The organism is Desulfovibrio sp. GTC20076, from assembly GCF_055385905.1.
The window spans coordinates 814,606-839,133 of record NZ_AP039366.1; the positions used below are offsets into that span (position 1 = coordinate 814,606).

The following is a 24,528-nucleotide window of genomic DNA, read 5'->3' on the forward strand; positions in this document are numbered from 1 at the left end:
GTATAAAGGTCTTTCATGGTACAGAAGAACGAACATCAGGGCGGGCAGTCGCAGCACAGCCTTTTTGCCACCGGTCCCACGGGCGAAGAACGCCGGCGCGTCCAGTGGCTTACAGCCGAGCTTGAGCGTCATAATCACCTCTACCATACGCTGGACAGGCCCGAAATCAGTGATGACCAGTTTGACGCCCTGTTTCGCGAATTGCAGGATCTGGAAACCCGCTGGCCTGAACTTCGCTCGCTCCATTCACCAACCTTGCGCGTGGGGGGCGGGCTGCTGGAAGGTCTTGCCAAAAAGGCCCACAGTCTTCAGATGTATGGTCTGGACAACGTATTTTCAGCCGGGCAGTGGCAGGAATTCGCGGAGCGTATGGCTCGCGCCTGGGGGGGAGATGTGAACGGTCCCCTGCCGGAAAGCTTCTGGTGTGACCCCAAGCTGGATGGCCTGGCTCTGGAGATCATCTATGCAGACGGCGTGTTGCAAGAAGCCCTTACCCGGGGAGACGGCGAGGTGGGTGAAGTTGTCACCGACGCTGTGCGTACCATCCGCACCGTACCCCTGCGGCTTGCGGGGCCGGGGCCTTTTCCCGCCAGGCTTGAGGTGCGCGGCGAAGTTGTCATGTATAAAAATGATTTTGCCGTCCTTAATGAAAAACAGGAAGCCCTTGGTCTGAAAACCTTTGCCAATCCCAGAAATGCTGCGGCAGGAACACTGCGCCAGCTGGACACTGCCATTATCGGTTCACGCCCGTTGCGGTTTCTGGCTTACAGTCTTGGCCAGGCGCTTTGGACGCCCGCGCCCGTCTGTCTGCTGCAGTCTGAAGTCATGAGTCGGCTCAGGGAATACGGTTTTCTTACTCCGCCGGACGGCAGGCTGTGCAGCAGCGTGGCCGAGGTGGAGGAGTATGCCCAGTGGGTCAGGGAGCACCGCGCCGCATTCCCGATGGAAATTGACGGGGCTGTGGCCAAGCTGGACAATCTTGAGGCCCAGCAGGCGCTTGGTTTTACCGCCCGGGCACCGCGTTTTGCCGTGGCCTTCAAGTTTCCGGCCGAACTGGCACAGACCCTGCTGAAAGACATTGAGATACAGGTGGGCCGCACGGGGGTGCTTACCCCTGTGGCCATGCTTGAGCCTGTCTCTGTGGGCGGCGTGATGGTCTCGCGTGCCACCCTGCATAATGAGGATGAAATACGCAATCGCGATGTGCGGGTGGGTGATACGGTCATGGTGCGCCGCGCAGGCGATGTCATTCCCGAGGTGGTAGGGCCGGTGCTGGAAAAGCGCCCGGAAAACGCCCGGGAATATGTTTTTCCCCACACCTGTCCGGCATGCGGCCAGCCTGCGTACCGGGAAGAGGGGGAAGCTGCCTGGCGGTGCGAAAACATGGCCTGTTCCGCTATCCGCCTGCGGGCCATCACGCATTTTGTGTCCAAGGCCGGTCTGGATATCGCGGGCGTGGGGCAGAAATGGATAGAACAGCTGGTCACCAGTGGCCGGGTGCAGTCTCCTGCTGATCTTTTTACTCTTACGGTGCAGGAACTGCTGGGCTTTGAGCGCATGGGAGAAGTGCTGGCCCACAAGTTTGTGGACGCGCTTGCCCGCGCCGTACATTCTGCCACCCTGCCGCGCCTCATCAGCGCTCTGGGTATAAGGCACGTGGGTGAACAGACCGCACGCACCCTGGCTTTGCATTTTGAAACGCTGGATGAACTGGAAAACGCCGGCGCGGAAACGCTGCTGAGTCTGCCGGATGTGGGACCGGAGGTGGCGTCATCCATCCATAACTTTTTCAACAGCCCCGCCAACCGGGAACAGCTTGAGCGCTTCAGGGCGCTTGGCCTGTGGCCGCGCGGCGGCCGGTCTGGCGGCGGTTCTTCCGGCAGCACAGGCGAGGGCGGTTTGGCGTCCGGGCCGCTGGCGGGAAAAAATATTCTTTTTACCGGAACCCTGAGCATGCCGCGCAGTGAAGCCGAAAAGCTGGCTGAAACCGCCGGTGCCACGCCACTTGGCGGGGTGAGCAAAAAACTTGACTACCTTGTGGCGGGGGAAAAGGCGGGCAGCAAGCTTGAAAAAGCACAGGCGCTGGGCGTAACGGTACTCACCGAAGAAGAATTTATGACCATGTTGCGCGAAGCCAAAGCGGCTTCGGAATAATTTGAATACAAAGCGAGCAAAGCATGAGTACAGCCATCATCGTGGTAGGGGCCAACGGACGCATGGGCAAAACCATCAGCCATCTGGCGGCGACGGAGTCGGCCTTCAGTCTGGCTGGCTTGGTAGATAGCAGGGAGCATGTGGAAAGCCTGGCAGGCGCATCCTGCCCCGTGGGCGACAGCCTTGCCGCAGTGCTGCCCAAAGCGCCGGGCGCTGTGGCTATTGACTTTACTGCCCCCTCCGTAAGTTTGCAGTCGGCCCGTGCCGTGGCCGCGAGCGGGCATGCCCTGGTTATCGGCACTACGGGCTTTACTGATGCGGAAAAGGACGAACTGCACGAGCTGGCAAAAAAAGCTCCTATTTTCTGGGCATCCAACATGAGCATCGGCGTCAATGTGCTGTGCAAGATACTGCCGGAACTGACCCGCGCTCTGGGCGATGCATACGATATAGAAATGGTTGAGCTGCATCATAATCGCAAAAAAGACAGTCCCAGCGGCACGGCCTTGACCCTTGGCGAATGCCTGGCTGAAGCCCGCGGCTGGCAGCTTAACGACGTGCGCTGCTCTGCCCGTGATGGTATTATCGGCGAACGGCCCAAAGCCCAGATCGGTATTCAGGCCATACGCGGCGGCGATGTGGTGGGCGTGCATACAGTGTACTTTATGGGACCCGGCGAACGCATCGAAGTGACACATCAGGCCCATTCGCGTGATACCTTCGCCCAGGGCGCGCTGCGGGCGGCTGCATGGCTGGCCGGGCAGAAGCCGGGCAAGCTTTACGGCATGCGTGATATGTTCTGATTCCTTCAATTCCGGTCTTTTGCCCCAGCGCGCCGGTTGAAAGCCAGTGGGCATACAATGTAAGAAACCCCTTCTCAGACCGTTGCTTGCGCAGCGGCTTGAGAAGGGGTTTTCGTAAAAAGCGATCTGGCAGACAAGGCTGCCGTCAGAGCAATTTAATTTTAAACTGCTCTGACGGCTGTAGGAGCAGGCGCTCAGCTAAAGCAAGCCTGTACTATATCGGTGGCAGCATGCCCTTGAGCATGCCTTGCCCCGTGGATTCAAGTACGGCCCGCCACAGGTCGGAATAGATATTGAGTTTGCGGCGCTTGCGCGTGACCAGTTCCAGCGGCAGGTGCACGTAGCGGTCCTGAATTTTTCCCACCACCATATGTGTGCGACCCGCCATGGCGGCGTGTACCGCGTACTGGCCCAGAAAGCCGCAGTAAACCTTGTCGTTGGCGCTGGCGGGAATGGAGCGGATGATATAGCTCGGGTCGATATATTTTATGGAGTGAGCCACGCCACGTGTGTCCAGATAGGTGTTGATGGACGTGCGCAGGAGTTCGGAGATGTCGCCGAGCACGGGATTGCCGGAGGCATCGGTGCCGTTCTGTTCCGCAAGCAAATGTTGCCCGGCCCCTTCGGCGGCAACGATGACGGCATGTCCCCGCGCTTTCAGGCGTTCTTCCAGAGCAGGCAGAAGCCCCCCTTCACCTTCAAGGCTGAATGGCGCTTCGGGAATGAGCACAAAGTTTACTTCCTTGAGCGCCAGCGCGGCCCGGGCGGCGATAAAACCCGATTCGCGCCCCATAAGCTTCACCAGCCCAATGCCGTTGGGAACGCCGCACGCTTCGGTGTGGGCGCATTCAATGGCTTCTGTGGCCTTGTAGACAGCGGTTTCAAAGCCGAAGGACTGGGGAATGAAGTTGATGTCATTATCAATGGTTTTGGGAATGCCGATAACGGCAAGTTTCAGGTTGCGGGCCTGAATTTCTGTACTGATGGCCCGCGCGGCCTTCATAGTCCCGTCGCCGCCGATCACAAAAAGAATATTGACATTGCTGCGTTCAAGGGCGTCCACGATTTCCTCGGCGGACTGCGGCCCGCGTGAAGACCCGAGCATTGTTCCGCCAAAGCGATGGATGTCAGCCACGCCTTTGGGCGTCAGTTCCTGGAGGGTGTGACCGTACTTGGGGATAAAGCCTTCAAGACCGTAAGGAATACCCAGGATGGACGGCACGTTGTACGCATGAAAGGCCTCCATTACGATGGCCCGTATGACATCGTTGATGCCGGGGCAAAGGCCGCCGCAGGTCACGATGGCGCATTTGGCCCGCGTGGAGTCAAAATAGAGCTTTTTGCGTGGCCCGGCGGCCTCGAGGCATACGCTAAAGGCCTTGCCGGCGTCGTCTGTCAGATCTTCATCTACAAAAATCTGTACGGTCCTGTCATCGGCCCAGGTGCGATAGGGCAGGTGGGAATCGAGCTTGCAGGGACCAAGGGTGCGTATATCCGTTTGCAGAGTACATTCTTTATTCATACCGGCCTCGCGCATGTTATTTGCTCAGTCCAAGTTCTTGGGCGCTGGCGCGCATGGCCTCGATGGACAGGGCCAAAAATTCGTCCAGCTCAAGTCCGGCTTCGGCACACTGCCGGATGTTGTCCCGGTTGACACTGGCCGCAAAGGCCTTGTCTTTCATTTTTTTCTTGATGCTTTTGACTTCCATGCCCTCCATGCCCGTGGGGCGCATAAGGGCTGCCGCGCTGATAAGGCCGGTAACACTTTCGCCACAGCGCAGGGCGTAGTCAAAGCGGGTGGCGGGCTGCGCGCCATTCATTTCAGCTGCATGGGCGCGTATGGCCGCAAGGGCGGCCTCGGGCAGATGCCCGGCCAGCATGTCCGCTGTGTCCAGCCCGTGGCGTGAGGGATTTTCGGACGTGGCGGGGTAATCCAGATCGTGCAGAAGGCCCGTGATGCCCCACAGGGTAGCATCTTCGCCCAGATGGCTCGCCAGGGCGCTCATGATTGCCTCGGTAGCCAGGGCATGCTGCATGAGAGAAGGCGGCGTGTTATGGTCGGCCAGAAGTTTCAGGGCCTCGTTTCGTTGTATCATGGCGTTGTCTCCCGTATCCTTTTCAATGTAGAACAGGGCAGTGGCGAAGGCAAGCCGATCAGCCGGGCGTTTGCGCCAGCCCCGGCGAGCAGCGCCCGGCAAAGCGCCCTGTACGCAGTATACGGGTACGGTATGGCCCGCTGCCGGGGCAATGCCGTACACTGCGATGGCAGAAGCGTCGCTGCCTCCATAGCGGGTTTGCCGCTGCGGAAAGGCATCAGTGTTGACAGCGGGCGTTTTATGGCCGAAAAGAATCTTTTCGGAAATCGTCTCACAAGGTTTTGTATCGTGACCTTTATGCCCATATACGGCCTGCGTTTTCGCGCGTTGGGCCAGACAAGCTATTACAGCGGCCCTCCGGGACTCAGCCCGGGTGTGCACGTGCTTATCGAAGCCGAACAGGGCTACGCTCTGGCACAGGTGGTTTCCGGCCCTGCGCAGCATTTGCCCAAGCAGGAAAGTGAACCTTTGCCCCATATCCTGCGGCTGGCAAGCCCGGAAGATGTGCGGCGTGGCGAGGCCAACGAGCAGCTGAGCCGCGAAGCACAGGCATTCTGCCGCCAGTGCATACGTCAGCGCAACCTGGACATGAAGCTTGTGGATGTGGAAGTTTTTTTTGACCGCAGCAAGCTGATTTTTTATTTTACCGCCCCTTCGCGCATTGATTTTCGCGATCTTGTCAAAGATCTCGTGCGCGAATACCGCGCCCGTATCGAACTGCGCCAGATCGGCGTGCGTCATGAAACGCAGATGGTCGGCGCTGTGGGCAACTGTGGCATGGTGTGCTGCTGCCGCCGTTATCTGCGCAAGTTTGCTCCTGTGACCATACGGATGGCCAAGGAGCAGAACCTGTTTCTTAATCCTGCCAAAATTTCCGGCATTTGCGGACGGCTTTTGTGCTGCCTTTCTTATGAGCAGGAAAATTACGACCATTTTCACCGGAACTGCCCCCGCCTTGGCAAGAAGTATCAGACCGACAAGGGCGGCATGAAGGTCCTGCGGGCCAACATGTTTCGTAATTCCCTGGCTGTGCTCACCGAAGCCAATGAGGAACTGGAACTGACGCTCGAAGAATGGCAGGCGCTTTCACCGCACCGGCCCGAAGCGCCGCCGTCGCCGCAAGGCCAGAACAAGCAGCCGCCCAAGCAGCCCGCCGGAGACGGCTTGCTGGTGGTTTCGGCCACGCCAGACACGCTGGAGCATCTTGACTTTATGGACGACCTGTTTTCTCAGGACGCCGCCGGACAGCAGGATGCCCACCGGCCGGAGCATGCTGCCGGCAGCGGTCATGACGAACCGGGAACCGATGGGCATGGCGATGCGGCAAAGCCGCGCCGCAAGCGCCGCCGTAAAACACAGAAAAACGAAAATCAATAAGCTATACGCCATTACGAGCTTACGGAGCCTTGAGTGAATACCTTCTTTATCACTACGCCCATCTACTACGTTAATGCCAGACCGCACCTGGGGCATGCCTATACTACAGTGGTTGCCGATGCCATGGCCCGGTACCACAAGCTGGCCGGGCAGGACACGCTTTTTCTGACGGGTACGGACGAGCACGGCGACAAGATTGTGCAGGCAGCCGAAAAGGAAGGCAAATCGCCCAAGGAATTTGTGGACGGCATCAGCGCCCGCTTTCAGGCATTGTGGCCCCGGCTTGATGTGGCCAACGACCGTTTTGTACGCACCACTGACCCCACACATGTGGCTTCTGTGCAGAGTTTCCTGCAAAAGGTTTATGATGCCGGGGACATCTATTTTGGTGAGTTTGGCGGCCATTACTGCTACGGTTGTGAACGCTTCTACACAGAAAAAGAGCTGGAAAACGGCCTTTGCCCGCAGCACCTGAGCAAGCCGGAATTCATAAGTGAAAAAAACTATTTTTTCCGCATGTCCAAATACCTGCCCTGGCTCAAGGAGCATATTGAGCAGAACCCCACGTTTATCCGGCCGGAACGCTATCGTACCGAAGTCCTGTCCATGCTGGAATCCGGCGCACTGGAAGATCTGTGTATTTCGCGGCCCAAGTCACGCCTGACCTGGGGCATTGAGCTTCCTTTTGACAAGGACTATGTGTGCTACGTCTGGTTTGATGCGCTTATCAACTATATTAGTGCGCTTGGCTGGCCGGATGGCGCGGACTTTGAGCGTTACTGGCCTGGTGAACATCTGGTTGCCAAGGACATTCTCAAGCCGCACGCCGTCTTCTGGCCCACCATGCTCAAATCGGCAGGCCTGCCCCAATACAGGCATCTCAACGTACACGGCTATTGGCTGGTGCGCGACACCAAAATGTCAAAATCATTGGGCAACGTTGTAGAGCCGGAAGAAATGGCGCAGCGCTTCGGAGCGGACGCCTTTCGGTATTTTCTGCTGCGTGAAATGCATTTCGGGTCTGACGCCAGCTTTAGCGACGAAGCGCTTGTAGGCCGCATAAACGCCGATCTTGCCAATGACCTGGGCAATCTTTTCAGCCGGGTTCTTTCTATGACCGCCAAGTATTTCGGCAGTCGCGTTCCGGCTCCCAAGCAGTTTGACGAGGCGGACAAGGCTATTGAAGACCTGTGCGCCACGGCCATGCGCAATTTCAGCCAGCTTTTCGGCAATGTGCAATTTGCTCAGGGGCTTGAATCCCTGTGGGAACTGGTGCGCGCCCTCAATAAGTATGTGGACAGTCAGGCGCCGTGGGCTTTGCACAAGCAGGGTAATATGGAACGCCTTGCCACGGTCATGTATGTGCTGCTGGCCGCCATGCGCAAAACAGCCCTGTGTCTGTGGCCGGTCATGCCCGTGGCCTGCGGCAAGATGCTGGAGCAACTTGGTCAGCCTGTGCAGGAAACCCTGCCGCCCGTACCTGTGCTTGAAGAAGAGATGGGGAGTCTTGATGGCCTTGTGCCGGGGACTGGCGTTGCGGAAGCCTCAAACCTGTTCCCGCGCATTGAGGTAAAAAAAGATCCGGCCGTTGCTGAAAAGGCCAAGGCCGCAAAAGCGCAGGCCAAGGCAGAGAAAAACGCGGCCAGGCAGCAGAAAGGCGACGGCGGCAAACCGGTGGAGCCGTGTGCCTCCGGCGACGACTCGGCGGTTTCGGGCAGGCCCGATATTGATTTTGACCATTTCAAAGCTCTGGACATGCGCGTGGGAACAGTGCTGGTGGCTGAAAAGCACCCCAATGCCGATCGTATCCTGCGGCTGGAAATAGACTTTGGAGAAGGGCAGCCCCGCCAGATACTCTCAGGCCTTGCCGAACACTACGCACCTGAAGCTATGGTGGGAAAGCGGGTTTGCGCCGTGCTCAACCTTGAGCCGCGCAAAATTCGCGGCCTTATGTCGCACGGCATGGTGCTCACGGCAGGGGATGGAAATTCCCTGACTCTGCTTGCCCTTGACGGCAACGTGCCGGATGGCAGCGAAATAGCGTAGTACATCAGGTCAGGCTGTTTTGCAGCAAAACCGCCTGACGGCTACGAGCAGACGCCTGTCACAATGGTCGGGCGCAGCTTCAGCCCCTTGCTTGGGACTTGCCGGCTTTGGCCGCTGCAGCACGGCCTGTTGCGCCATCAGGGACTACGATGAGCACCGTAAAAACTTTGAGAAACATAGCCTCAAAGGTAAAGTCCCCTGCGGTCTTTTTGTTTGCTGCCCCGGCCACAGGCCTTCCAAGGCCGCGTGCCGCTGACTGCACCGCGCTCTGGCGACTCTGCTTCGCCGGTTTGCGGGAAGGCGCTTGCCGGAGCAGGGCGGGCTTACTCTGTTTTGACGGTATCGCCGTTTCTGAAAAGACGTTCCAGAGCCATGGCGTCCAGCGGGGTGAGGTTAAAGCGCATACCGGCCTCGTCCAGCAGCAGGGCCAGGCCCTTGCGGGGATCCCGCGCACGTTCTTCAGCCAGGTAAGCGGCGGCTTTCCGCACCAGTTCACTCTGCGGCATTACGGTACTCATGGCGTACGTCCTTTTTTTCACTCATAGCCTGTGGGCCATCTTTTGGCAACGGCTGAACTTCGCGAGCTTGTGTTCCGGCTGGCGAAGCAGCCGGGCAAACAGCAACTCGCCACACGGCACCCATATACGAGGCCAGTTATGGACAATTTGCTCACAGCGTTGATATTGAGCATAGTTGAAGGGTTAACAGAATTCTTGCCGGTCTCGTCATCCGGCCACCTCATTCTTGCCGGTGATCTGCTCGGTTTTGTGGGGGAAAAAGCCGCCACCTTTGATGTCGTCATCCAGCTTGGCGCCATCATGGCTGTGGTGGTTCTCTACTGGAAGCGCTTCTGGGGCCTTGTGCGGCCACAGCCGTATGCCCGCTTTGCCGGCAGACGCGGCATCGTTCTGCTCATGCTTACTTCGCTGCCCGCATGCATTCTGGGCCTGCTGCTGCACTCCTACATCAAGGAATATCTGTTTCGCCCGGCGACAGTGCTTATCGCCCTTGTGGTGGGGGCCATCTGCATGATTCTTGTGGAAAAACGCAAATTCAAGCCCACCTGCATCAGCCTTGATGACATGACACCACGTCTGGCTCTGGGCATTGGCTGCTTTCAGTGCCTGGCCCTCTGGCCGGGCTTTTCACGTTCGGCGGCCACCATTATGGGAGGCATGCTGCTGGGAGCCAAAAGGCCTTTGGCAGCGGAGTATTCCTTTATTGCGGCCGTGCCGATTATGGTTGCCGCCACTGGATACGACCTGCTGAAAAATCTGAGTATGTTCACCGCTGCGGATATTCCCTTTTTTCTGGTAGGCATGATTGGTTCTTTTGTGTCTGCCCTTTTGGCGGTAAAGGTTTTTGTGGCCCTGGTGGGACGGATGACACTGATTCCTTTTGCCTGCTATCGTTTGCTGATAGCGCCTTTTGTATATTATTTTATGGTGAATTAACCGGCAGGTATCCCTCAAAAAAAATACTGTTTTGCGCCCGACGGGTGAAAAAATGCTGTGTGAGGCAGGGCATCTTGTAAAAATTGTGTACCGTGGGTGAGGAGTACCCTGCAGGATGCTTCGCCGCGATACATTTGTGCTCTTCTGGAAAAGCAGCAGGTCTGAAGCCAAAAAGCGTTGCGTAAAGATAAAAATGCAGGAAAAACGAATAGGCACAGATAATTGGGCAAATTTTGCTTGCCAATCCTGACCAAATCTTATATTTAGATCGTCGCGCCGCTTGAGGGCGAACGTACGGCAAGGTAGCTCAGTTGGTTAGAGCATGCGGTTCATACCCGCAGTGTCGGGGGTTCAAATCCCTCCCTTGCTACCAATATTTCATCAAAGAAGTTCAAGGTTGTTCAAAACTCCTTGAACTTCTTTGTTTTTGGCGATGTGAGATTGTCGGGGACTGGTTTGCCCGGAGTGTTCCAGATTGTCACCAGGCGGTGCCTCAAACGGGGTACGAGTGGGGGAGCAGAGTCCACGTTGTCGTGACCATGTGCTTCTCAGCATAGCTGATTATCGGCTGGTGTAAAAAGCAATGCGATTTGCCGGTCCGGATCCTGAAAAAGCAATCGTCCCCAAGGAAAGACTGTTTTTACATGTAAAAATCCCCGGCAGATGAACTGTCGGGGATTTTGCAGCCTGGCGGCAGGACCTTCGGACCGTCTGGAACAGGGGGTTCTTATGCGCCGATCACGGCCGCATAAGCGTCACTGTTCATGCAGGCTGCCGCATCGTAGGGCAAGGCCGTGACGCGTATGAGCCATCCTTCGCCGTAGGGGGCGGTATTAAGCAGCTCAGGCGTCTCAGCAAGGGCATCGTTGATGGCGCGCACTGTGCCGGAAATGGGCATGATCGCCTCGCTGGTCACTTTTACTGACTCAATGGACGCGCAGGATTGGCCCTGTTCAAATTGGGTTCCCTGTTCCGGCATGTCCACAAAGATGACGCTGCCGAGCTGATCCTGAGCATAGTCGGTAATGCCGATCAGCCAGGAGCCGTCCGCCTGTTCCTGAGCCCAGAGGTGGTCGGCGTGGTAAATTCTGTCAGTGGGAAAATTCATGATATCTCCTTGCCCGCAGGCGATTATCCAGCCGTAACGGCCTTTCTGGGCGCATTGATGGCCATGGGCACAATTTCATCCAGCGTGGGATGGGCAAACATGATTTCGTGTAATCTGTGCCCGCTGTAGCCTTCCTTGAGCAGCATCTGGGCCACGGTCACCAGATGCGATACGCCAGCCCCAACGGCTGCGATGCCTTTCATGCGGCCCTCATGCCAGACAACCTTTACAAAGCCGGCAGTACCGCCGCTTGCCTGCGCGATGGGATTCATCGAAAGAGGGGCCTGTGAAACTTCAACGGACTTGCCCTGTTGCAGCAAGGCGGTTGCAGTATGCCCCACACGCATGATTTCCGTGCCGCCATATACACAGGAAGGTACAGGTCCGGATTCATAGGGACCGTCTGCCTGGCCGAGAATACGGCGGGCCACATAGGCTGCCTGATGTTCGGCGGCGTGGGCCAGCAGGGTAAGGCCGTTGATGTCGCCCACAGCATACAGGCCGGACGCGCATTGCAGGTTTTCATCCACCTGGGCGTATCCTCTGGGGGTTTTTGTTCCGCCCAGATTTTCCACGCCAAGCCCTTCGGTATTTGGGCTGCGGCCAACGGCTACCAAGGCTTTGGCCGCCGTGATGACTGTTCCGTCCTCAAGGCTGAGCTGGGCTTTACCGTCAACGGTACGCAGGTCTTTAGCCCTGGTTCCCTCATGGCAGGTTATGCCGTTCTTGGTCAGGGCACGGAGCATCTCTTTGGCAATATCCGGGTCTTCAGTGGGGGCAACATGCGAAGCCGCCTCCACTACTGTGACCTTGCTGCCCATGGCTGAAAAAAAGTCCGCCATTTCAAGGCCAATGGCTCCGGCCCCGACAATGATCAGGCTTTCGGGAATGGCAGCAGACTGCAACAGGTCTGTGCTGTCCAGTACGCACTGGTGGTCGGGCGCAAGGCCGGGAAAAGCGGCTGATGCAGTGCCGCAAGCCAGGATGACATCGGGAGCGGTCATGTCTGTCCGGTTTTCGGCGCAGACAACCTGCACACGGGGCTGCCCTTCTTTGCGTTCCAGGCAGGTTCCGAGTCCTTCAAACAGTGTAACGCCCGATCCTGCAAGGGCTTTGGCAAGTGTTTGGCTTGTCCCTTTGGTGAATCGGCTGACCCGGCCTTGCAGGGCGGTAAAGTCTACCTTCACGCTGCCTTTGACAACCCGCAGACGCTCCTGCGCGCGCAGCAGGCTGCCGGGGGCCACTGCGCCAAGCAGCATCTTGGTGGGGATGCAGCCGCAGTTAAGGCATGTGCCGCCCCAGTGCTTGTCTTCTATCAGCGCAACTTTTTTCCCGCCCTGTGCCAGAATGCGGGCTGCCGTGGTTCCGCCCGGGCCTCCACCTATGATGATCACGTCAAAAGACTGCACGTCTGCCCCCTATTTCGCGATATCAGCTTTGAAAAGAAACTGCCGTGAGGCGGAACGGTAGACGAGCATGTTCTGCTCGGGCAGGGCGTCCAGACCACGCATGTCCCAGGCCATATCGGGCGTGATGGCGGTGATGACATAGGGCAGGGTGGGCTGGCCGCAGGCTTCGGCCACCATTTGCGCTGCTGCTGCTGCATCGGCCCGTTGAGGCCATGCCCACTGGCCGCCATCAGCAGGGTGGGGAACCGCCAGAAAACGGATGATGCCGTCCGGAGATGCCTGCACGAGAGCTATGGTTTTCGCCAGGTCTTCTTTCGAGGGGGCGCCGCCGAAGATACGGCCAGCGGCATCGGCTCCGCCCACAACATTAAGGATGACATGAACATCCTTGATGTGCAGCAGCTTTTCCAGCAGAGCCGGCTTGCGTCCATCCACCTGCAGCCAGACCTGCAGGCCGCCCTTGGCAAGGCGGTCAACGAGTATGAGCAGGTTTTCCTCCTGCCCGTCAGGGCAAAGGGAGGGATAAATTCCCGCAATTTTACCGTGAAGCATATCGCTTCTGGTCACGCAGCATTCCATGTCATGGCCGGAAAGCAGATAGGCAATAATTTCACCGGAGCCTTGTTTAATGACTTTGCCGTCGTCAAACAGAGGAAATTCCACACCTTCAGGATTGCGGTAAATGGCCTTGCGGTTGGCGCGGTAGAAGGCGTTGAAGGTTTGCGCATCGGCTTTGAAGTCTACTGTGGCATACTCCAGCCCGCGTTCCGCAAGAAAGCTTTTGACGATCCTGCAGCGGATGCAGTCGGGTGCGGTGTAAAGGGTTATGCTCATGGCAATACTCCTTGGCGGTTTACCGTTAAAGGCCGCGCGGCGCGGGCAGGCTTTACGCATCTGCTCGCGCCGCGGCCTCAGGAAGGTTTATGCAATTGTTTTAGGCAATATCCTCAAGGGACTTGCCGCCCGTACGTGCTCCCCATATGGCCAGTACAATGGCGGGGACAACGCAAAGCGCGCTAAAGATATAGAACACGCCGTCAAAGCTGTATGCTGCATACACAACAGGAATGAGAGGTTGTGAAAAAGCTACCGCAAGGCGTCCGATGGAAGAGTGAAAGCCTGTCGCGGTATTTCGCAGATGTGTCGGATAGGATTCTGCAGTGTACGAAAAAACGGTGAATCCCAGGCCCATGACAAAAGCGGTGAGCAGCGCACCTACGGACACGACGACCCAGTAATGGCTGACGTTGCCGAATATGGGCGCAAGAATCGCCATGCAGACAAGCATGATGACCAGGGGGATCTTGCGTCCGCCAAGGTCTGTAAAGGCGCTGGAAGCAAAGAGGCCAAGGGGAACGCCGATGGAAATCAGCGTAGTGGCCATAAGGCACTGTTCAAGAGAAAAACCGTGTGCCTTGAGCAGGGTGGCTGTCCAGTTGGTCACAACAAATGTTGCCGGATTGGTGCAGAGCACAATCACCAGAATGACCAGGGTGCGCTTTATGTACTTCTGGCTGATCATGCCCAGCAGTACTTCCTTGATAGGCGGTTTGCTGGTGTTGACCCTGGCGGCTGCCGCAGAAAGGTCGATGTTCATGTGGGTGAGGTCAAGCATGACCGCTTCGGCTTCTTTAATGCGGCCCCGGCTCACAAGCCAGCGCGGTGATTCGTCCAGATATTTCCAGGCGATGAACAGGGCAATGTAGCCAATGCCGCCCAGGTAGAAAATATAGCGCCAGGCCTCTTCATGCAGAGGAATAATAACCCGGCAGAGCAGGCCGATAACGGGTACCGCACAAAAACCCACGCCTGCCACAAGGTTTTGCCACTTGCCCCGGCTTTCTGCCGGAGCCATCTCGGCGATATAGGCTTGTGAGCACACCATGAGGCAGAAGACACCAAAGCCCGTGAGTGCGCGTGAGGCCACAAAAACGTGAAAATCGTCAGTAAGTCCATTGATAATGGAGGCTGTGGAAAACAGCGTGATGGCGATCAGAAATGTTTTGCGGCGGCCGATCATGTCAGAAATAAAGCCCCCCGCAAATCCGCCGCAGGTCATTGCCGCAAAATACCAGAAGGTAACCGTGCCGATATCCTTCATGGTCAGCCCCCAGTGCTGCATCAGGGCCGGGGCAATGAAGCCGAAGTTCCAGTTATCCATTTGTTCACAAAAGTAGGCCACCATTATGATGAAGAACACTGCTTTATGGCGACCGCAGACTTTTAGTCCGTCGAAGTAGTTGTTGCTGATTTTTTCTTGGCCGGGCATGGATTTCCCCTTTTGGCTCTTGTCTGTGCCTGAATTTTTCAGTCTTTTTGCAAAACATCAACGGGAGAAGGAGGTTGTGCTATTAATAGTTTGTTGGTGGTTTTTTATTGTTGTTGGTGCAACATTTTTGAAAGATTTTTTTCACAAATTTTAAAAAAGTTATATATTTGATAGTATTATTTAGAAGACTTACTTTCTGCTATTTTTGTGAAAAAAAGAGTTATTTGTAAAAAATGTTGCATGGGCAACAATGCTGAGCCGCATAACAGGCCATTTCTCTTGTGAGGGTAACGGGAGGTGCAGGAGGCCGCACCAATTTTCACAGGAGGATAATATGAGGACAATCGGCAAAAAATTGTCCGGTCTGCTGCTTTGCTGCATGGCCGTACTTGTTCCGGCTCGCGGTCACGCTGTTGATTTCAAGGTCAAAGGGGCATTTGAAATCGGCTTTGAAACATCCAACGTCATCCCGCTGGGCGTGCACGGAAATGATACGTTTCAGGCCCTGCAGCGTTTACGCACGCAGATAGACGCGGTGGCGAGTGAAAATGTATCGGGCAGCCTGCTGATCACTGTGGGCACCAATGGTCAATACTGGGGTTCGGCCAAAGACGGGGCGGCCCTTGGCGCTGACGGTAACAATGTGGTAGGCATACGGGCCGCATATATTGACTGGCTTGTGCCCAAAACTGAAGCCAAGGTGCGCATGGGCATACAGCCCATGCTGCTGCCCGGTTTTGTTACTGACTGGAGTGCGGTCTACGGGCAGTTTTCCGCAGGGGTTACGGTCAACACCCCTGTATACAAAAATGACGATTTTTCAGTGGGGGCAACGGCGTTCTGGGGCCGCCCCTATAATGACAATTCTCAAAATACACAGGCTGGCAGGCTGGATAAGAATTATCTGGACAATCTGGACATCTTCGCGCTGGTGCTGCCGGTCAAGGCAGAAGGGCTTAAAGTTTCTCCCTGGGGCATGTACGCCCTTATTGGCGAAAACAGCCTGCGCGGCATCAATGACTACGCAGGGCAGCGCGAGCCGGCCATCTACGCTCCTCGCGGCGGGCTTATGCCCATTCTGGGCAGCGGCATGAACTATTTTCAGACCTTTGAAAAGAATTATCGCAACGCCAACAATACCTGGGGCAACGGCTGGTGGGGCGGCATCACTGTGAACCTGAGCCAGTGGGAACCGTGGGATATCGCGTTTGACGCCACGTATGGCTATGTGGATATGGGCGAGTTGCAAAACTACAATCTGTTTGACCCGAAAGGGGCAGGTAAGACCTTTCAGTTGCGCCGCGAAGGCTGGTATGCCGCCATGCGCGTAGACTACAAGCTTGACTGGGGTACGCCCGGCATTCTGGCCTGGTATGGCAGCGGCGATGACGATAATCCCTACAACGGCTCAGAGCGTCTGCCGGTTTTCAATTCTCCCTGGCCGGTTACACCGCTGGGATTTGGCGGCGGCTTTTTTGACCTGGATACGTGGAAGGTGCTCGGGCATAATCCCGGCGGCATGGCGGGAATTGTCGGTAGCCTCAAGGACGTGAGCCTCATTGACGACCTCAAGCATACGCTCAAGTTTGCCTATTTCTGGGGAACAAACAGTGCCGATATGCCCAAAAATGCCAATATGACCTCCTACCCCACCAGAGCAGACGGCCCTATGGCATATCTTACCACCACGGACCATGCCTGGGAGGCCAGCCTTTCCAATACCTACAAGATTTATGAAAACTTTCATGTGAACCTGGAAGGCTCTTACGTAAAACTTTATCTTGACCCTGACACCTGGCATGGAGTGGAGGATTCACAGTACGAGGACAACTGGCGCGTTTCCGTTACATTCCGCTATACGTTTTAGTTCCATTGATTCCACGTTGTGCCTTCAAGGGCGGCGGAGTATTCCGTCGCCTTTTTGTATGGCGTCTTGCCCTGTGTCTCTCATGTGCAGATGTGGCAGTGCGGTGCGGCAGTAATGTTATGAATAGACTGAAGAATGCAAGTCATACACAACTCCATTGGCACTGCTGCATATAATCACCGGAGCATGTGCGCCTAGCGGTGTTATAAAACAAGACCTTACCTCGGGGATAGCCGGATGATGTCCGAAAGTCTATAATTTCAGGCCTGGCCGTTGCTATGCTTGTGCAGACACACGCGTTTTGTTCGTCCCCAATGGGCGCAATGGTTTGGAACGCAGCGACATGCAGGGAGTATTGCGGCATGCCGCAGAAAAGCCATGAGGCCCCGGCGGCAGATTCCGGGGCCTCATGGTCATGGAGAGGGTGGCGAAACGATGCTGTTTATTCGGTGGCGGCCACGCAGTGTCCAGCGCCGCTGTAGTAGCCGACAGTGCCTTCAACCTTGACGGTAGACATAGGACCGAAGGGGGCAGCCCCAGGCACGCGGAAGTCTTTAACCGCCAGAGGTTCAATAGCTTTTTCTTCTGGCACCTCAGCCTGGGGAACCCAGGAATAGGGCAACCGATAGGCGCGGTACACCCAGTTCATGGGCAGGCTGATGTGCCCCTTGTAGGGGCAGATGTATTCCCACACTATTTCGTGTTCGGCCGTCACTTCAAATACGCGTCCATCGGAACCTTCGCAGATGAGGGTGTTGCCGTTGGGCAGGCGCTGGGCCGAACTGATGAAGGGGCTGTAAAAGCGGTAGGCGTCCAGGGGAACAAGAAAGCCCGCTTCATGCGGCGTGTACTGCCACACAATCTTCATGGCCACGGGGTCGATCTCGAGCACGCGGGAATAGTCGCGCTGGGCGGCCTTGACGCCACGGGGGGCACCGGGGTTGGGATTGCCGTAACCGCCCCATCCGCCATTGTCATATACAAGGATATTGCCCTCGCCCGGCAGTCCCCGGGGGATCATGTGGGCATGGTGCTGGCCGATAATCCAGCCGATGGCTTTTTCTTCGGGGGTGCGGTCGTAGTCCGGGCCGAGCTGCCAGACGATTTTACCGGTCTTTTTGTCAAGAATCAGGATGATATTGGTTTCACGGCCGTCAATGATGATATTGTCGGGGTGGAAGCGCGCATCACCGGCATCAAACCATTTGTTTGGGCCAAGGGTGGACATGGAGTTGACATGCATCCAGTCACCCACGCCGGGGGCGTTTTCCATAATGGTTCCGCCGCGGAAGTTGGGGTCACGGCACATGGCGTTGCGGGCGGCTTCGGTAAAGCCCATTTCTTCAACGTGGTCGGCGCAGTTCCATTCCCATACAATGTCGCCGTCCCATGTTACTTCATAGATGACGTCATCAACCAGCATTTTGTCGCTGATGTAGGGATTGACGGTGTTTTTATGGCAAAGGACCAGCGTATTGCCGGAGTCAATCTTGGGTTCCTGCCCGGGCGCGTAATAGCCGGTGGAGCTGCCTTCGCGCTGGAAGTCGTGGTGCTGGCGGGCCATCCATCGCCCTTCCATGCCCGGATCTTCGATGAATTCTGCGCGGTCAAATTTCCATACTATATTGCCGTCCCAGTCGATCTGCACGAGGTCAAGCTGGTCCTGGAGGCCATGCTTGGGGTGGCGGGTGCCGGTGCTGCCCATAAGCATGCCGCCGGGGAACATTTTGTTGGGGAAACCGTGCACGTCTTTCCACATGCGGATTTCGTGGCCGTTCATGCCCAGCAGCAGCGCGCCGTTGTCGGGAGCCTGAATGATCGTAAAGCCGCTCCAGGCTTTTTCAGGGTTGTAAACCGTGACACCGGTAGGGTAGATAGTCGGGTGGCCCATAAGAACCTCCTTTTGGTCGGGCGTTTTTTTGCACAATCTGGCCGCATTGCCTTGGCTGATGCGGACAGAGAGTCGGTAAAATGCATGGTAGCCCTTGGAGACGGCGGAAAATGTTGTCATTGCAACAATATTCACAAAAAGAGAGCGCTAGTTTGGCACATCGAAAATAAACCTTTTTTACCCTGTTGGGCGGTGGACGGCAGGGCGGCCATGAGATAAGTTTCTCAAGAACGGCGTGGTTCCACGGTGTTCGTGAAAAGATGTTGCAGCAGCATGAAACTTGAAGCCGGAAAAATGTGATGCACGCGGGAAAACGCGTGCTCTTTTTGTGGCGAATTTTTCTGTCCGCAAGCCAGGCCTGCCCGAGGGGGCGCTTTCATCGATCAGGCGGCTTGCCATCCGTTTTTTTTATCCGGTCAAAGTCTGGCAGGAATATAACCTCTTTATATAAGGGGAATGCCGTGTCTTTTACAGAATTGGTCAAGCATAACGAATGCTGGCGTGATGTCGTTGCAGGCAGGCCGCGTCAGTGGAAAAAGGGCTATAAATTCGCGGACGACACTGCGCGGATGTATTTTCTGGTCAGCGGCAGAGTCCGCCTGGTGGCTCTGGCGGCCGATGGCGGCGAAAAAACCCTCTGGTATCTGGGCGATGGGTGCTGCTTTAATGAAACGCCGCTTTTTGAGGACAATCAAGAGAAAAATCTTATCCGGACGGGAGATGCAAGATTTTATCATGAGTGCATGGAAAATTGCTATCTGCACACATTTACCATGCAGGATGTGAAAATGCTCGGCAAAGAGCGGCCTGAGCTGTTGCTCAATCTTTGTCAGAGCTATGCAACCAAGGTGACGCTGCTTTCGCAGCACCTGGTGTCTCTAAGTCTGGAATCCCAACTGACCAGGGTGTGTAAATATCTTGCTTCACGTCTGGTTCCCGGTTCTGTTCCCTTGCGGGCCAGGCGGGATCTTTCGTATCGGGAGATGGCCGACTTGCTTGGTATGCACCGCATTTCACTCTACAAGGTCATGCGGCAGGCCCAGGATCAGGGTTTGTGGGACTTTGATAAAAACAGCGATGAAATTGTCATTCTGCAGCCAGCGGTTTTTTTTGAAGAGGCGCATACCATGCCACCTTTGGCCTGAACCCGGCTGGGTATTCGCCATCCACAACGCCCCCCGCAGGCATGCCTGCGGGGGGCGTTGTGGATGGCGTGCTGCATCCCGAAGTTATAGAGTATTACTTCCCGTTTGTTTGAGCAGGCTTTTGTGGGCGTACATTCTGGCATCCGCGCGTTTCAGGGTATTTTGCACGTCCTTGTCCTGCCTGGAGTCAAACTGGGCCATTCCGTAGGCGAATTCAAGGCGAAAACCGCTGATCTGCATTTTTTGTGTCAGAGAAAACAAGTTTTTCATTTTCTCTTCCAGTTTTTCTGGCGGAAGGTTGTACAGCAGCGAAGCGAATTCATCGCCGCCGATGCGGTATGTTTTTCCAAAAGCCATGAGGTGGTTTTCCAGCAGACGGGCCAGAGCGCAGATATGGGCATCTCCAGCCGCATGGCCGCCCTGATCGTTGATTGTTTTGAGCATGTTGATGTCACAGGTCAGTATGACCAGGCCATCTTGCTGGCATTCTTCATCGATCTTGCGGATTTTTTCTTCAAAGGCATTGCGGTTGAGTGTTCCCGTAAGCAGGTCGGTGTAGGCTAGTTTTCTGTAAAGGGGGACGGAAAGTTTACGCAAAAGCCATGTGGTGACTGTGGCCGCCGCCATGGCAAAGCCAATGGAAAAGGCCAGGCAGATCAATGAAGAGCGCCGTGCGCTTTCAGCAAAGGAGTTGACGTCAAACTCGATAATCAGCGCGCCGACTGTAATGCCGTTCAGTTTGATGGGCTCACAGGCGGGAATGATTTTGCCCCAGGAGGTGTCCATTACCTTTGTTCCAAGGAAGGACTTGCCGTCAAGACAGATGTTTGCCACAGGTGCCACTTCGTCCTCAATGAGATTTCCCGCTTGCCGAAAATCTTCAGAGTCAGGCGGCAGACCATCAACGACATAGATGGCCCGGCCTTCGGCGTTACGCTTTGCTGTGTACAGGTAGCGTACGGCCGTGGTTTTGCGCACTCCATCAAGAAGGGTTTGTACCCGTTTGTATAAAATTTCGTGACTGTCGTCAGGAGTATTGATGTCAGTGACGCTCTGGGCCGGGATACGGCTTAGCAGCAAGGAAAAAATGGCGTCCGAGCGGCTCAGTATCCTGTAATTGAGATCAGAGGAAAGATAGTGATGGAAAACAAAAACAGTGAATAACGCTGTGGAAAATATGGATGTTATGACCAACAGCAAAATTTTCCGCTCTGTTCCGAACAGCGGTTTGGAAACAGGCTTGCTGTTTGTCCGGTTTTTGTGTTGATTTTGAAGCATTACTATACCCCATAGTATATCGATGCTATCAGAATGCTAAAATGAATTGTTAGCAATGACAATGTTTTTCCGTCCCTAGCAATGAGTATGCCGCGAAATGAAAGGCCTCATGCCGGAAAAATCCGGCAGGCTGTGCAGCGGGAAAATGTGGAAAGGCGAAAACCCTGCGACAGACAGAAAGTTTTTTACCGCCCACTGTCTGTCACGACCATCTGCTGGCAGTGGTCAGGATGCGGGTTGCCAATCCTTGATGCCCACATCAACGGACGTTATGCCGTTGTAGGTATCAAGGCGGGGAGTGTAAGCTACGCGGATGCGCTTGCCGATCATTGAAGCTGTCAGCGTTTGGGCCATGCGCCAGGCCTTGGCTGTAAGGATGAGGCCGCTCTGTTCGTCCTGAAGGCGCAGACGCACGTGTTCGCCGCCGCGCCCCAGAGGCGAGCGCTCCTTGACCAGAAGCGGCGGCGAGGCAAAGACCGGTTCGGCATTGCCCGGGCCAAAAGGCTGGAGCATCTCCAGTTCTTTAAGAAAACTCTGGTTGCTGGCTTGGGCGAAATCCAGTTGGCATTCCAGCGTCAGGCTGGGGCTGAGGGGATTTGTGCCAAGCTGTTGGGCAACGAAATTTTCAAATTCCGTGCGAAAGCGGGCCAGGTTTTCCAGGGGCAGGCGAACGCCTGCGGCCAGCCTGTGACCGCCGAACCCCGAAAGGCTGTTGGCGGTCTGGCATAAACCCGCGTGCAAGTCAAATTCCCGCACAGAACGGCCGGACCCTTTCAGGCTGCCCTGATCCTGGCAGAGAATGATGGTGGGCCTGTAGAATTCTTCCACAATCCGCGAGGCCACAATGCCCACGATGCCCGGATGCCAGTCCTGCCCATACAGGACAAGGCTGGCTCTTGGTTCGCGGGAGAGCATGTCCAGAACCTGGGCGCGGGCCTCGCTATGGATGGTGTTTTCCGCCTGTTTGCGTTCGGTATTGAGCTGGTCGAGCTGCTGGGCCAGGGGCAGGGCGGAAGAAAAGTCTTTCTGCCGCAAAAGGCGGAGGGCCAACCCTCCATCGCCAATGCGTCCTGCGGCATTGATGCGCGGTACAAGCTGAAAGCTTACCTGCCCGCTGGTGAGCCGTGTTTTGGCGTCCATACCGCTGGCAACCTTGAGCGCGGCTATGCCCGGGCGGGAGGCGTCGGCAAGATGACCAAGGCCGCCACGCACCAGAATGCGGTTTTCGCTGGTCAGGGGCATGATATCGGCCAGCGTTCCCAAAGCTACAAGGTCAAGGCACTTATCCATTCTGTGCTTCTTGCCCGTATGCGGAGCCAGGGCCGCGTTGACGGCTCCCATAAGATAAAAGGCCACACCCACGCCTGCCAGATGGGGGCAAGGCAGGGATTCTTCAGGGCACATCCGGGGATTACAAAGGGCGTGGGCGGGGGGCAGGTCGTCCTGGGGCAGGTGGTGGTCGGATACTACAACGGTCATGCCGATCCGCCGTGCATGGTTTACGGCATCTACATCGGCAATGCCGCAGTCAACGGTGAGCAATATGCGGCAACCCTGCGCGGCCAGCGCATCGATCTGTTTCACATTCAGCCCGTATCCTTCCGTCCTCCGGTCAGGAATATGCCAGAGAGCCTCAATGCCGTGGCTTTCCAGTACGTCCAGCACCAGGGTGGAAGCTGTTATTCCATCCACATCGTAGTCGCCCCACACAGCCAGCTTTTTGCCGGCCAGCAGTTCGTCTGCCAGCAGTTGGGCGGCTTCAGGCATCTGGGGCCAGCGGTGCGGCGGGGTCAGGCTGTCAAGGCGGGCGTCCAGAAAGGCATTGATGGCCTGTTTATGCGAAAAGCCACGCCTCCAGAGCACCTCCAGTAGAAGGGGGGAAATGGAAAGCTCTTCTGCCCAGGAAGCGGGCAGACAGACGGGACCGCCTGCGGGCGGCGTACGAAAAAGCCAGTTTTTCACGAAACCTCTGGGGCCTGCCTGTCTCAGGAGGCGCTGCCGGCGTTCTGGGTTACGGCCTGCAGGGCGGCGCGCACTCCGTCCACCTTGTCGGCGGGTACAAGTTTGTTTTGAATGAGCCAGGCCAGAAATTTGAGTGAAGGCTCATGCCTGGGGGCCAGTTCAAGGGCCTTGAGCAGGTTGTCCACACAACCGCTGAGGTCTTTGGTTTCCAGCAGCACCCGCGCAAGGTTCATATAAAGGTTTTCATCATTCCGGCTCAGCTCCAGGGCACGCTGGTAATACTCCAGCGACTGCTGCAGCATCTTGTTTTTGCGCAGGCTGATGCCGAAATCATTGAACAGGTGCTTGTGTTCCGGCTCAAAGGCTCCATCAAGCTTGACCAGGCGTTCAAAAATGTTCTGCGCCTTGTTGGCGTCGCCGCGCTCAAGGTATGTGAGGCCGATGCCGAAGTTGGCGCGTACGTTGTCTTCATCAATGCCGAGAGCACGAGAGTATTCAAATTCCGCAGTAAAATTTTCGCCTTTTTCACGATGCTCATCGCCGTTGTCAACAGCCCGCTGCATTTCCTGCATCTTTGGATAGACAGAGTTGAGATAAAACTCCGGCTCCGGGGCGAACTTGGCGATAAGCTCGTCCATGGTAATTTTACGCTTGGGGCCGCTGGGCACATAGTTGGTATTGAGGGGCTGGCATTCGATGACATTGCCGTGCTGCTCAATAAACCAGAAGTTTTTTTGCACAGTTTTTCGGGTGGTGGTGCCTGTACCTACCCGGCGGACCTCCTGGGTCGAAAACACACCGCGCACCTCGGCCTTGGGGGCCGTAGCGGTTTGCGCGTGCGCCGCAGGGCGCGTGTTTTCCGTGGTCTTTTGGCCGGACATGAAAATCCTCGTTCGTTATGTGGCGGAAGCCATCTCCGCCAGAATCTGCTTTGCCGCCATAAGCGGATCAGGAGCGGCGATAATGGGTCTGCCCACTACAAGATAGTCTGCCCCTGCGGCTACAGCCTGCGCAGGAGTCATGACACGGCGCTGATCATCCGCCACCGAACCCGCGGGGCGGATGCCGGGGCAAAGGCACATGAGGGAGGGGCAGGCAGCCTTGATATCCGCAGCCTCATGACCGGAACAGACCACGCCGTCCAGCCCCCAGCTCTGTGCATTTGTGGCGAGGGTGCGGGCAAAGTCCGGCAGGTCGGCGCTGATACCGGGCATTTCGCCCCGGGCAAAGCTTGTCAGCACGGTAACGCCGAAAAGTAGCGGGCCTTTGCCGGGCAAGCTGCAGACAGCCTCGCGCGCGGCACGGCACATGCGTTCGCCGCCCTGACAGTGCAGGGTAAGCATGTTTACGCCTACGCCCGAAGCCGCCTTGACTGCCTGGGCCACCGTGTGCGGTATGTCGTAGAATTTGAGATCCAGAAAGATACTGTAGCCCAGAGCGGCCAGCTCTTCAAGCAGGGGCGGCCCGGCGTGGGTGAACATCTCCATGCCCACCTTGCACCAGGGCGCGGTTCCTGCCAGTGTGCGGGCAAGGGCGAGGGTTTCCTCTCTGCTCGGCACATCAAGCGCCACCATAAGCTGTGGAGCGATATTTGCGCTTTTCATGATTTAATCCGGTTCGTGGCGTCAATAAAGTAAAGGTACCTGCTGTACTGGTATGGCTGCCGTAC

The 24,528-nt window shown here is 56.3% G+C and carries 19 protein-coding genes and 1 tRNA gene; 8 read left to right on the forward strand and 12 right to left on the reverse strand.

What is annotated here, in order from left to right; translation table 11 throughout:
- Nucleotides 1-15 precede the first annotated feature (15 nt).
- Nucleotides 16-2,154: an NAD-dependent DNA ligase LigA gene (ligA, locus tag ACZ495_RS03645; protein WP_072312282.1), complete on the forward strand. Its 2,139-nt coding sequence runs from the start codon at nt 16-18 to the stop codon at nt 2,152-2,154.
- 23 nt (nt 2,155-2,177) lie between these two features.
- Nucleotides 2,178-2,957, forward strand: coding sequence for a 4-hydroxy-tetrahydrodipicolinate reductase (gene dapB, locus ACZ495_RS03650; protein WP_072312283.1), 780 nt, complete (start codon nt 2,178-2,180; stop codon nt 2,955-2,957).
- Between the two features lie 214 nt (nt 2,958-3,171).
- Here the strand turns inward: dapB and ACZ495_RS03655 are convergent, their stop codons facing one another.
- Nucleotides 3,172-4,479: an ATP-dependent 6-phosphofructokinase gene (locus ACZ495_RS03655; RefSeq protein WP_012625049.1), complete on the reverse strand. Its 1,308-nt coding sequence runs from the start codon at nt 4,477-4,479 to the stop codon at nt 3,172-3,174.
- A 16-nt stretch (nt 4,480-4,495) separates the two neighbouring features.
- On the reverse strand, nt 4,496-5,053 hold the full coding sequence (locus ACZ495_RS03660; protein WP_464262634.1) for an HDIG domain-containing metalloprotein: 558 nt from the start codon (nt 5,051-5,053) through the stop codon (nt 4,496-4,498).
- Between the two features lie 297 nt (nt 5,054-5,350).
- On the opposite strand from ACZ495_RS03660, the gene ACZ495_RS03665 reads away from it, so the two are divergent.
- Entirely contained in the window at nt 5,351-6,430 is a 1,080-nt protein-coding gene (locus ACZ495_RS03665) for a PSP1 domain-containing protein (RefSeq protein ID WP_072312290.1), read from the forward strand.
- Nucleotides 6,431-6,463: 33 nt separating this feature from the next.
- Complete coding sequence (gene metG / locus ACZ495_RS03670) at nt 6,464-8,476, forward strand: methionine--tRNA ligase (RefSeq protein WP_464262635.1); 2,013 nt, start codon at nt 6,464-6,466, stop codon at nt 8,474-8,476.
- Nucleotides 8,477-8,799: 323 nt separating this feature from the next.
- Here the strand turns inward: metG and ACZ495_RS03675 are convergent, their stop codons facing one another.
- Complete coding sequence (locus ACZ495_RS03675) at nt 8,800-8,994, reverse strand: hypothetical protein (protein ID WP_012625045.1); 195 nt, start codon at nt 8,992-8,994, stop codon at nt 8,800-8,802.
- 138 nt (nt 8,995-9,132) lie between these two features.
- Between ACZ495_RS03675 and ACZ495_RS03680 the strand changes: the two genes are divergently transcribed.
- Nucleotides 9,133-9,930: an undecaprenyl-diphosphate phosphatase gene (locus tag ACZ495_RS03680; protein WP_072312286.1), complete on the forward strand. Its 798-nt coding sequence runs from the start codon at nt 9,133-9,135 to the stop codon at nt 9,928-9,930.
- A gap of 296 nt (nt 9,931-10,226) precedes the next feature.
- Nucleotides 10,227-10,303 (forward strand) — tRNA-Met (locus ACZ495_RS03685).
- Between the two features lie 354 nt (nt 10,304-10,657).
- Here the strand turns inward: ACZ495_RS03685 and gcvH are convergent.
- The 4 genes from gcvH to ACZ495_RS03705 form a co-directional block, all read right to left on the reverse strand.
- Nucleotides 10,658-11,038: a glycine cleavage system protein GcvH gene (gcvH, locus tag ACZ495_RS03690; protein ID WP_012625043.1), complete on the reverse strand. Its 381-nt coding sequence runs from the start codon at nt 11,036-11,038 to the stop codon at nt 10,658-10,660.
- A 23-nt stretch (nt 11,039-11,061) separates the two neighbouring features.
- On the reverse strand, nt 11,062-12,447 hold the full coding sequence (locus ACZ495_RS03695) for a dihydrolipoyl dehydrogenase family protein (protein WP_407844290.1): 1,386 nt from the start codon (nt 12,445-12,447) through the stop codon (nt 11,062-11,064).
- A gap of 9 nt (nt 12,448-12,456) precedes the next feature.
- Nucleotides 12,457-13,281, reverse strand: coding sequence for a hypothetical protein (locus ACZ495_RS03700; protein WP_012625041.1), 825 nt, complete (start codon nt 13,279-13,281; stop codon nt 12,457-12,459).
- 100 nt (nt 13,282-13,381) lie between these two features.
- Complete coding sequence (locus tag ACZ495_RS03705; protein WP_012625040.1) at nt 13,382-14,716, reverse strand: MFS transporter; 1,335 nt, start codon at nt 14,714-14,716, stop codon at nt 13,382-13,384.
- Nucleotides 14,717-15,050: 334 nt separating this feature from the next.
- On the opposite strand from ACZ495_RS03705, the gene ACZ495_RS03710 reads away from it, so the two are divergent.
- Nucleotides 15,051-16,583, forward strand: coding sequence for an outer membrane homotrimeric porin (locus ACZ495_RS03710; protein WP_012625039.1), 1,533 nt, complete (start codon nt 15,051-15,053; stop codon nt 16,581-16,583).
- Between the two features lie 442 nt (nt 16,584-17,025).
- Here ACZ495_RS03710 and ACZ495_RS03715 read toward each other — a convergent pair whose 3' ends face one another.
- The gene (locus tag ACZ495_RS03715) at nt 17,026-18,474 is read right to left on the reverse strand and encodes an aryl-sulfate sulfotransferase (protein WP_012625038.1); all 1,449 of its coding nucleotides are present in this window, start codon (nt 18,472-18,474) and stop codon (nt 17,026-17,028) included.
- Between the two features lie 461 nt (nt 18,475-18,935).
- On the opposite strand from ACZ495_RS03715, the gene ACZ495_RS03720 reads away from it, so the two are divergent.
- Nucleotides 18,936-19,619, forward strand: a complete 684-nt coding sequence (locus ACZ495_RS03720; protein ID WP_394027369.1) for a Crp/Fnr family transcriptional regulator — start codon at nt 18,936-18,938, stop codon at nt 19,617-19,619.
- An 84-nt stretch (nt 19,620-19,703) separates the two neighbouring features.
- Here the strand turns inward: ACZ495_RS03720 and ACZ495_RS03725 are convergent, their stop codons facing one another.
- The 4 genes from ACZ495_RS03725 to pyrF all read right to left on the reverse strand — a co-directional run bounded on the left by ACZ495_RS03725 (nt 19,704) and on the right by pyrF (nt 24,463).
- The gene (locus ACZ495_RS03725; protein WP_012625036.1) at nt 19,704-20,897 is read right to left on the reverse strand and encodes a GGDEF domain-containing protein; all 1,194 of its coding nucleotides are present in this window, start codon (nt 20,895-20,897) and stop codon (nt 19,704-19,706) included.
- 225 nt (nt 20,898-21,122) lie between these two features.
- Complete coding sequence (gene recJ / locus ACZ495_RS03730; RefSeq protein ID WP_464262636.1) at nt 21,123-22,859, reverse strand: single-stranded-DNA-specific exonuclease RecJ; 1,737 nt, start codon at nt 22,857-22,859, stop codon at nt 21,123-21,125.
- A gap of 23 nt (nt 22,860-22,882) precedes the next feature.
- Nucleotides 22,883-23,740, reverse strand: a complete 858-nt coding sequence (locus ACZ495_RS03735; protein ID WP_012625034.1) for a tetratricopeptide repeat protein — start codon at nt 23,738-23,740, stop codon at nt 22,883-22,885.
- A 15-nt stretch (nt 23,741-23,755) separates the two neighbouring features.
- Nucleotides 23,756-24,463: an orotidine-5'-phosphate decarboxylase gene (gene pyrF / locus ACZ495_RS03740; protein WP_012625033.1), complete on the reverse strand. Its 708-nt coding sequence runs from the start codon at nt 24,461-24,463 to the stop codon at nt 23,756-23,758.
- Between the last annotated feature and the right edge of the window lie 65 nt (nt 24,464-24,528).

Bases quoted from the DNA above. Each gene is read 5' to 3' on its own strand.
- ligA (WP_072312282.1), top strand. From the start codon at position 16: ATGGTACAGAAGAACGAACATCAGGGCGGGCAGTCGCAGCACAGCCTT.
- dapB (WP_072312283.1), top strand. From the start codon at position 2,178: ATGAGTACAGCCATCATCGTGGTAGGGGCCAACGGACGCATGGGCAAA.
- ACZ495_RS03655 (WP_012625049.1), bottom strand. From the start codon at position 4,479: ATGAATAAAGAATGTACTCTGCAAACGGATATACGCACCCTTGGTCCC.
- ACZ495_RS03660 (WP_464262634.1), bottom strand. From the start codon at position 5,053: ATGATACAACGAAACGAGGCCCTGAAACTTCTGGCCGACCATAACACG.
- ACZ495_RS03665 (WP_072312290.1), top strand. From the start codon at position 5,351: ATGCCCATATACGGCCTGCGTTTTCGCGCGTTGGGCCAGACAAGCTAT.
- ACZ495_RS03675 (WP_012625045.1), bottom strand. From the start codon at position 8,994: ATGAGTACCGTAATGCCGCAGAGTGAACTGGTGCGGAAAGCCGCCGCT.
- ACZ495_RS03680 (WP_072312286.1), top strand. From the start codon at position 9,133: ATGGACAATTTGCTCACAGCGTTGATATTGAGCATAGTTGAAGGGTTA.
- gcvH (WP_012625043.1), bottom strand. From the start codon at position 11,038: ATGAATTTTCCCACTGACAGAATTTACCACGCCGACCACCTCTGGGCT.
- ACZ495_RS03700 (WP_012625041.1), bottom strand. From the start codon at position 13,281: ATGAGCATAACCCTTTACACCGCACCCGACTGCATCCGCTGCAGGATC.
- ACZ495_RS03705 (WP_012625040.1), bottom strand. From the start codon at position 14,716: ATGCCCGGCCAAGAAAAAATCAGCAACAACTACTTCGACGGACTAAAA.
- ACZ495_RS03710 (WP_012625039.1), top strand. From the start codon at position 15,051: ATGAGGACAATCGGCAAAAAATTGTCCGGTCTGCTGCTTTGCTGCATG.
- ACZ495_RS03715 (WP_012625038.1), bottom strand. From the start codon at position 18,474: ATGGGCCACCCGACTATCTACCCTACCGGTGTCACGGTTTACAACCCT.
- ACZ495_RS03725 (WP_012625036.1), bottom strand. From the start codon at position 20,897: ATGCTTCAAAATCAACACAAAAACCGGACAAACAGCAAGCCTGTTTCC.
- ACZ495_RS03735 (WP_012625034.1), bottom strand. From the start codon at position 23,740: ATGTCCGGCCAAAAGACCACGGAAAACACGCGCCCTGCGGCGCACGCG.
- pyrF (WP_012625033.1), bottom strand. From the start codon at position 24,463: ATGAAAAGCGCAAATATCGCTCCACAGCTTATGGTGGCGCTTGATGTG.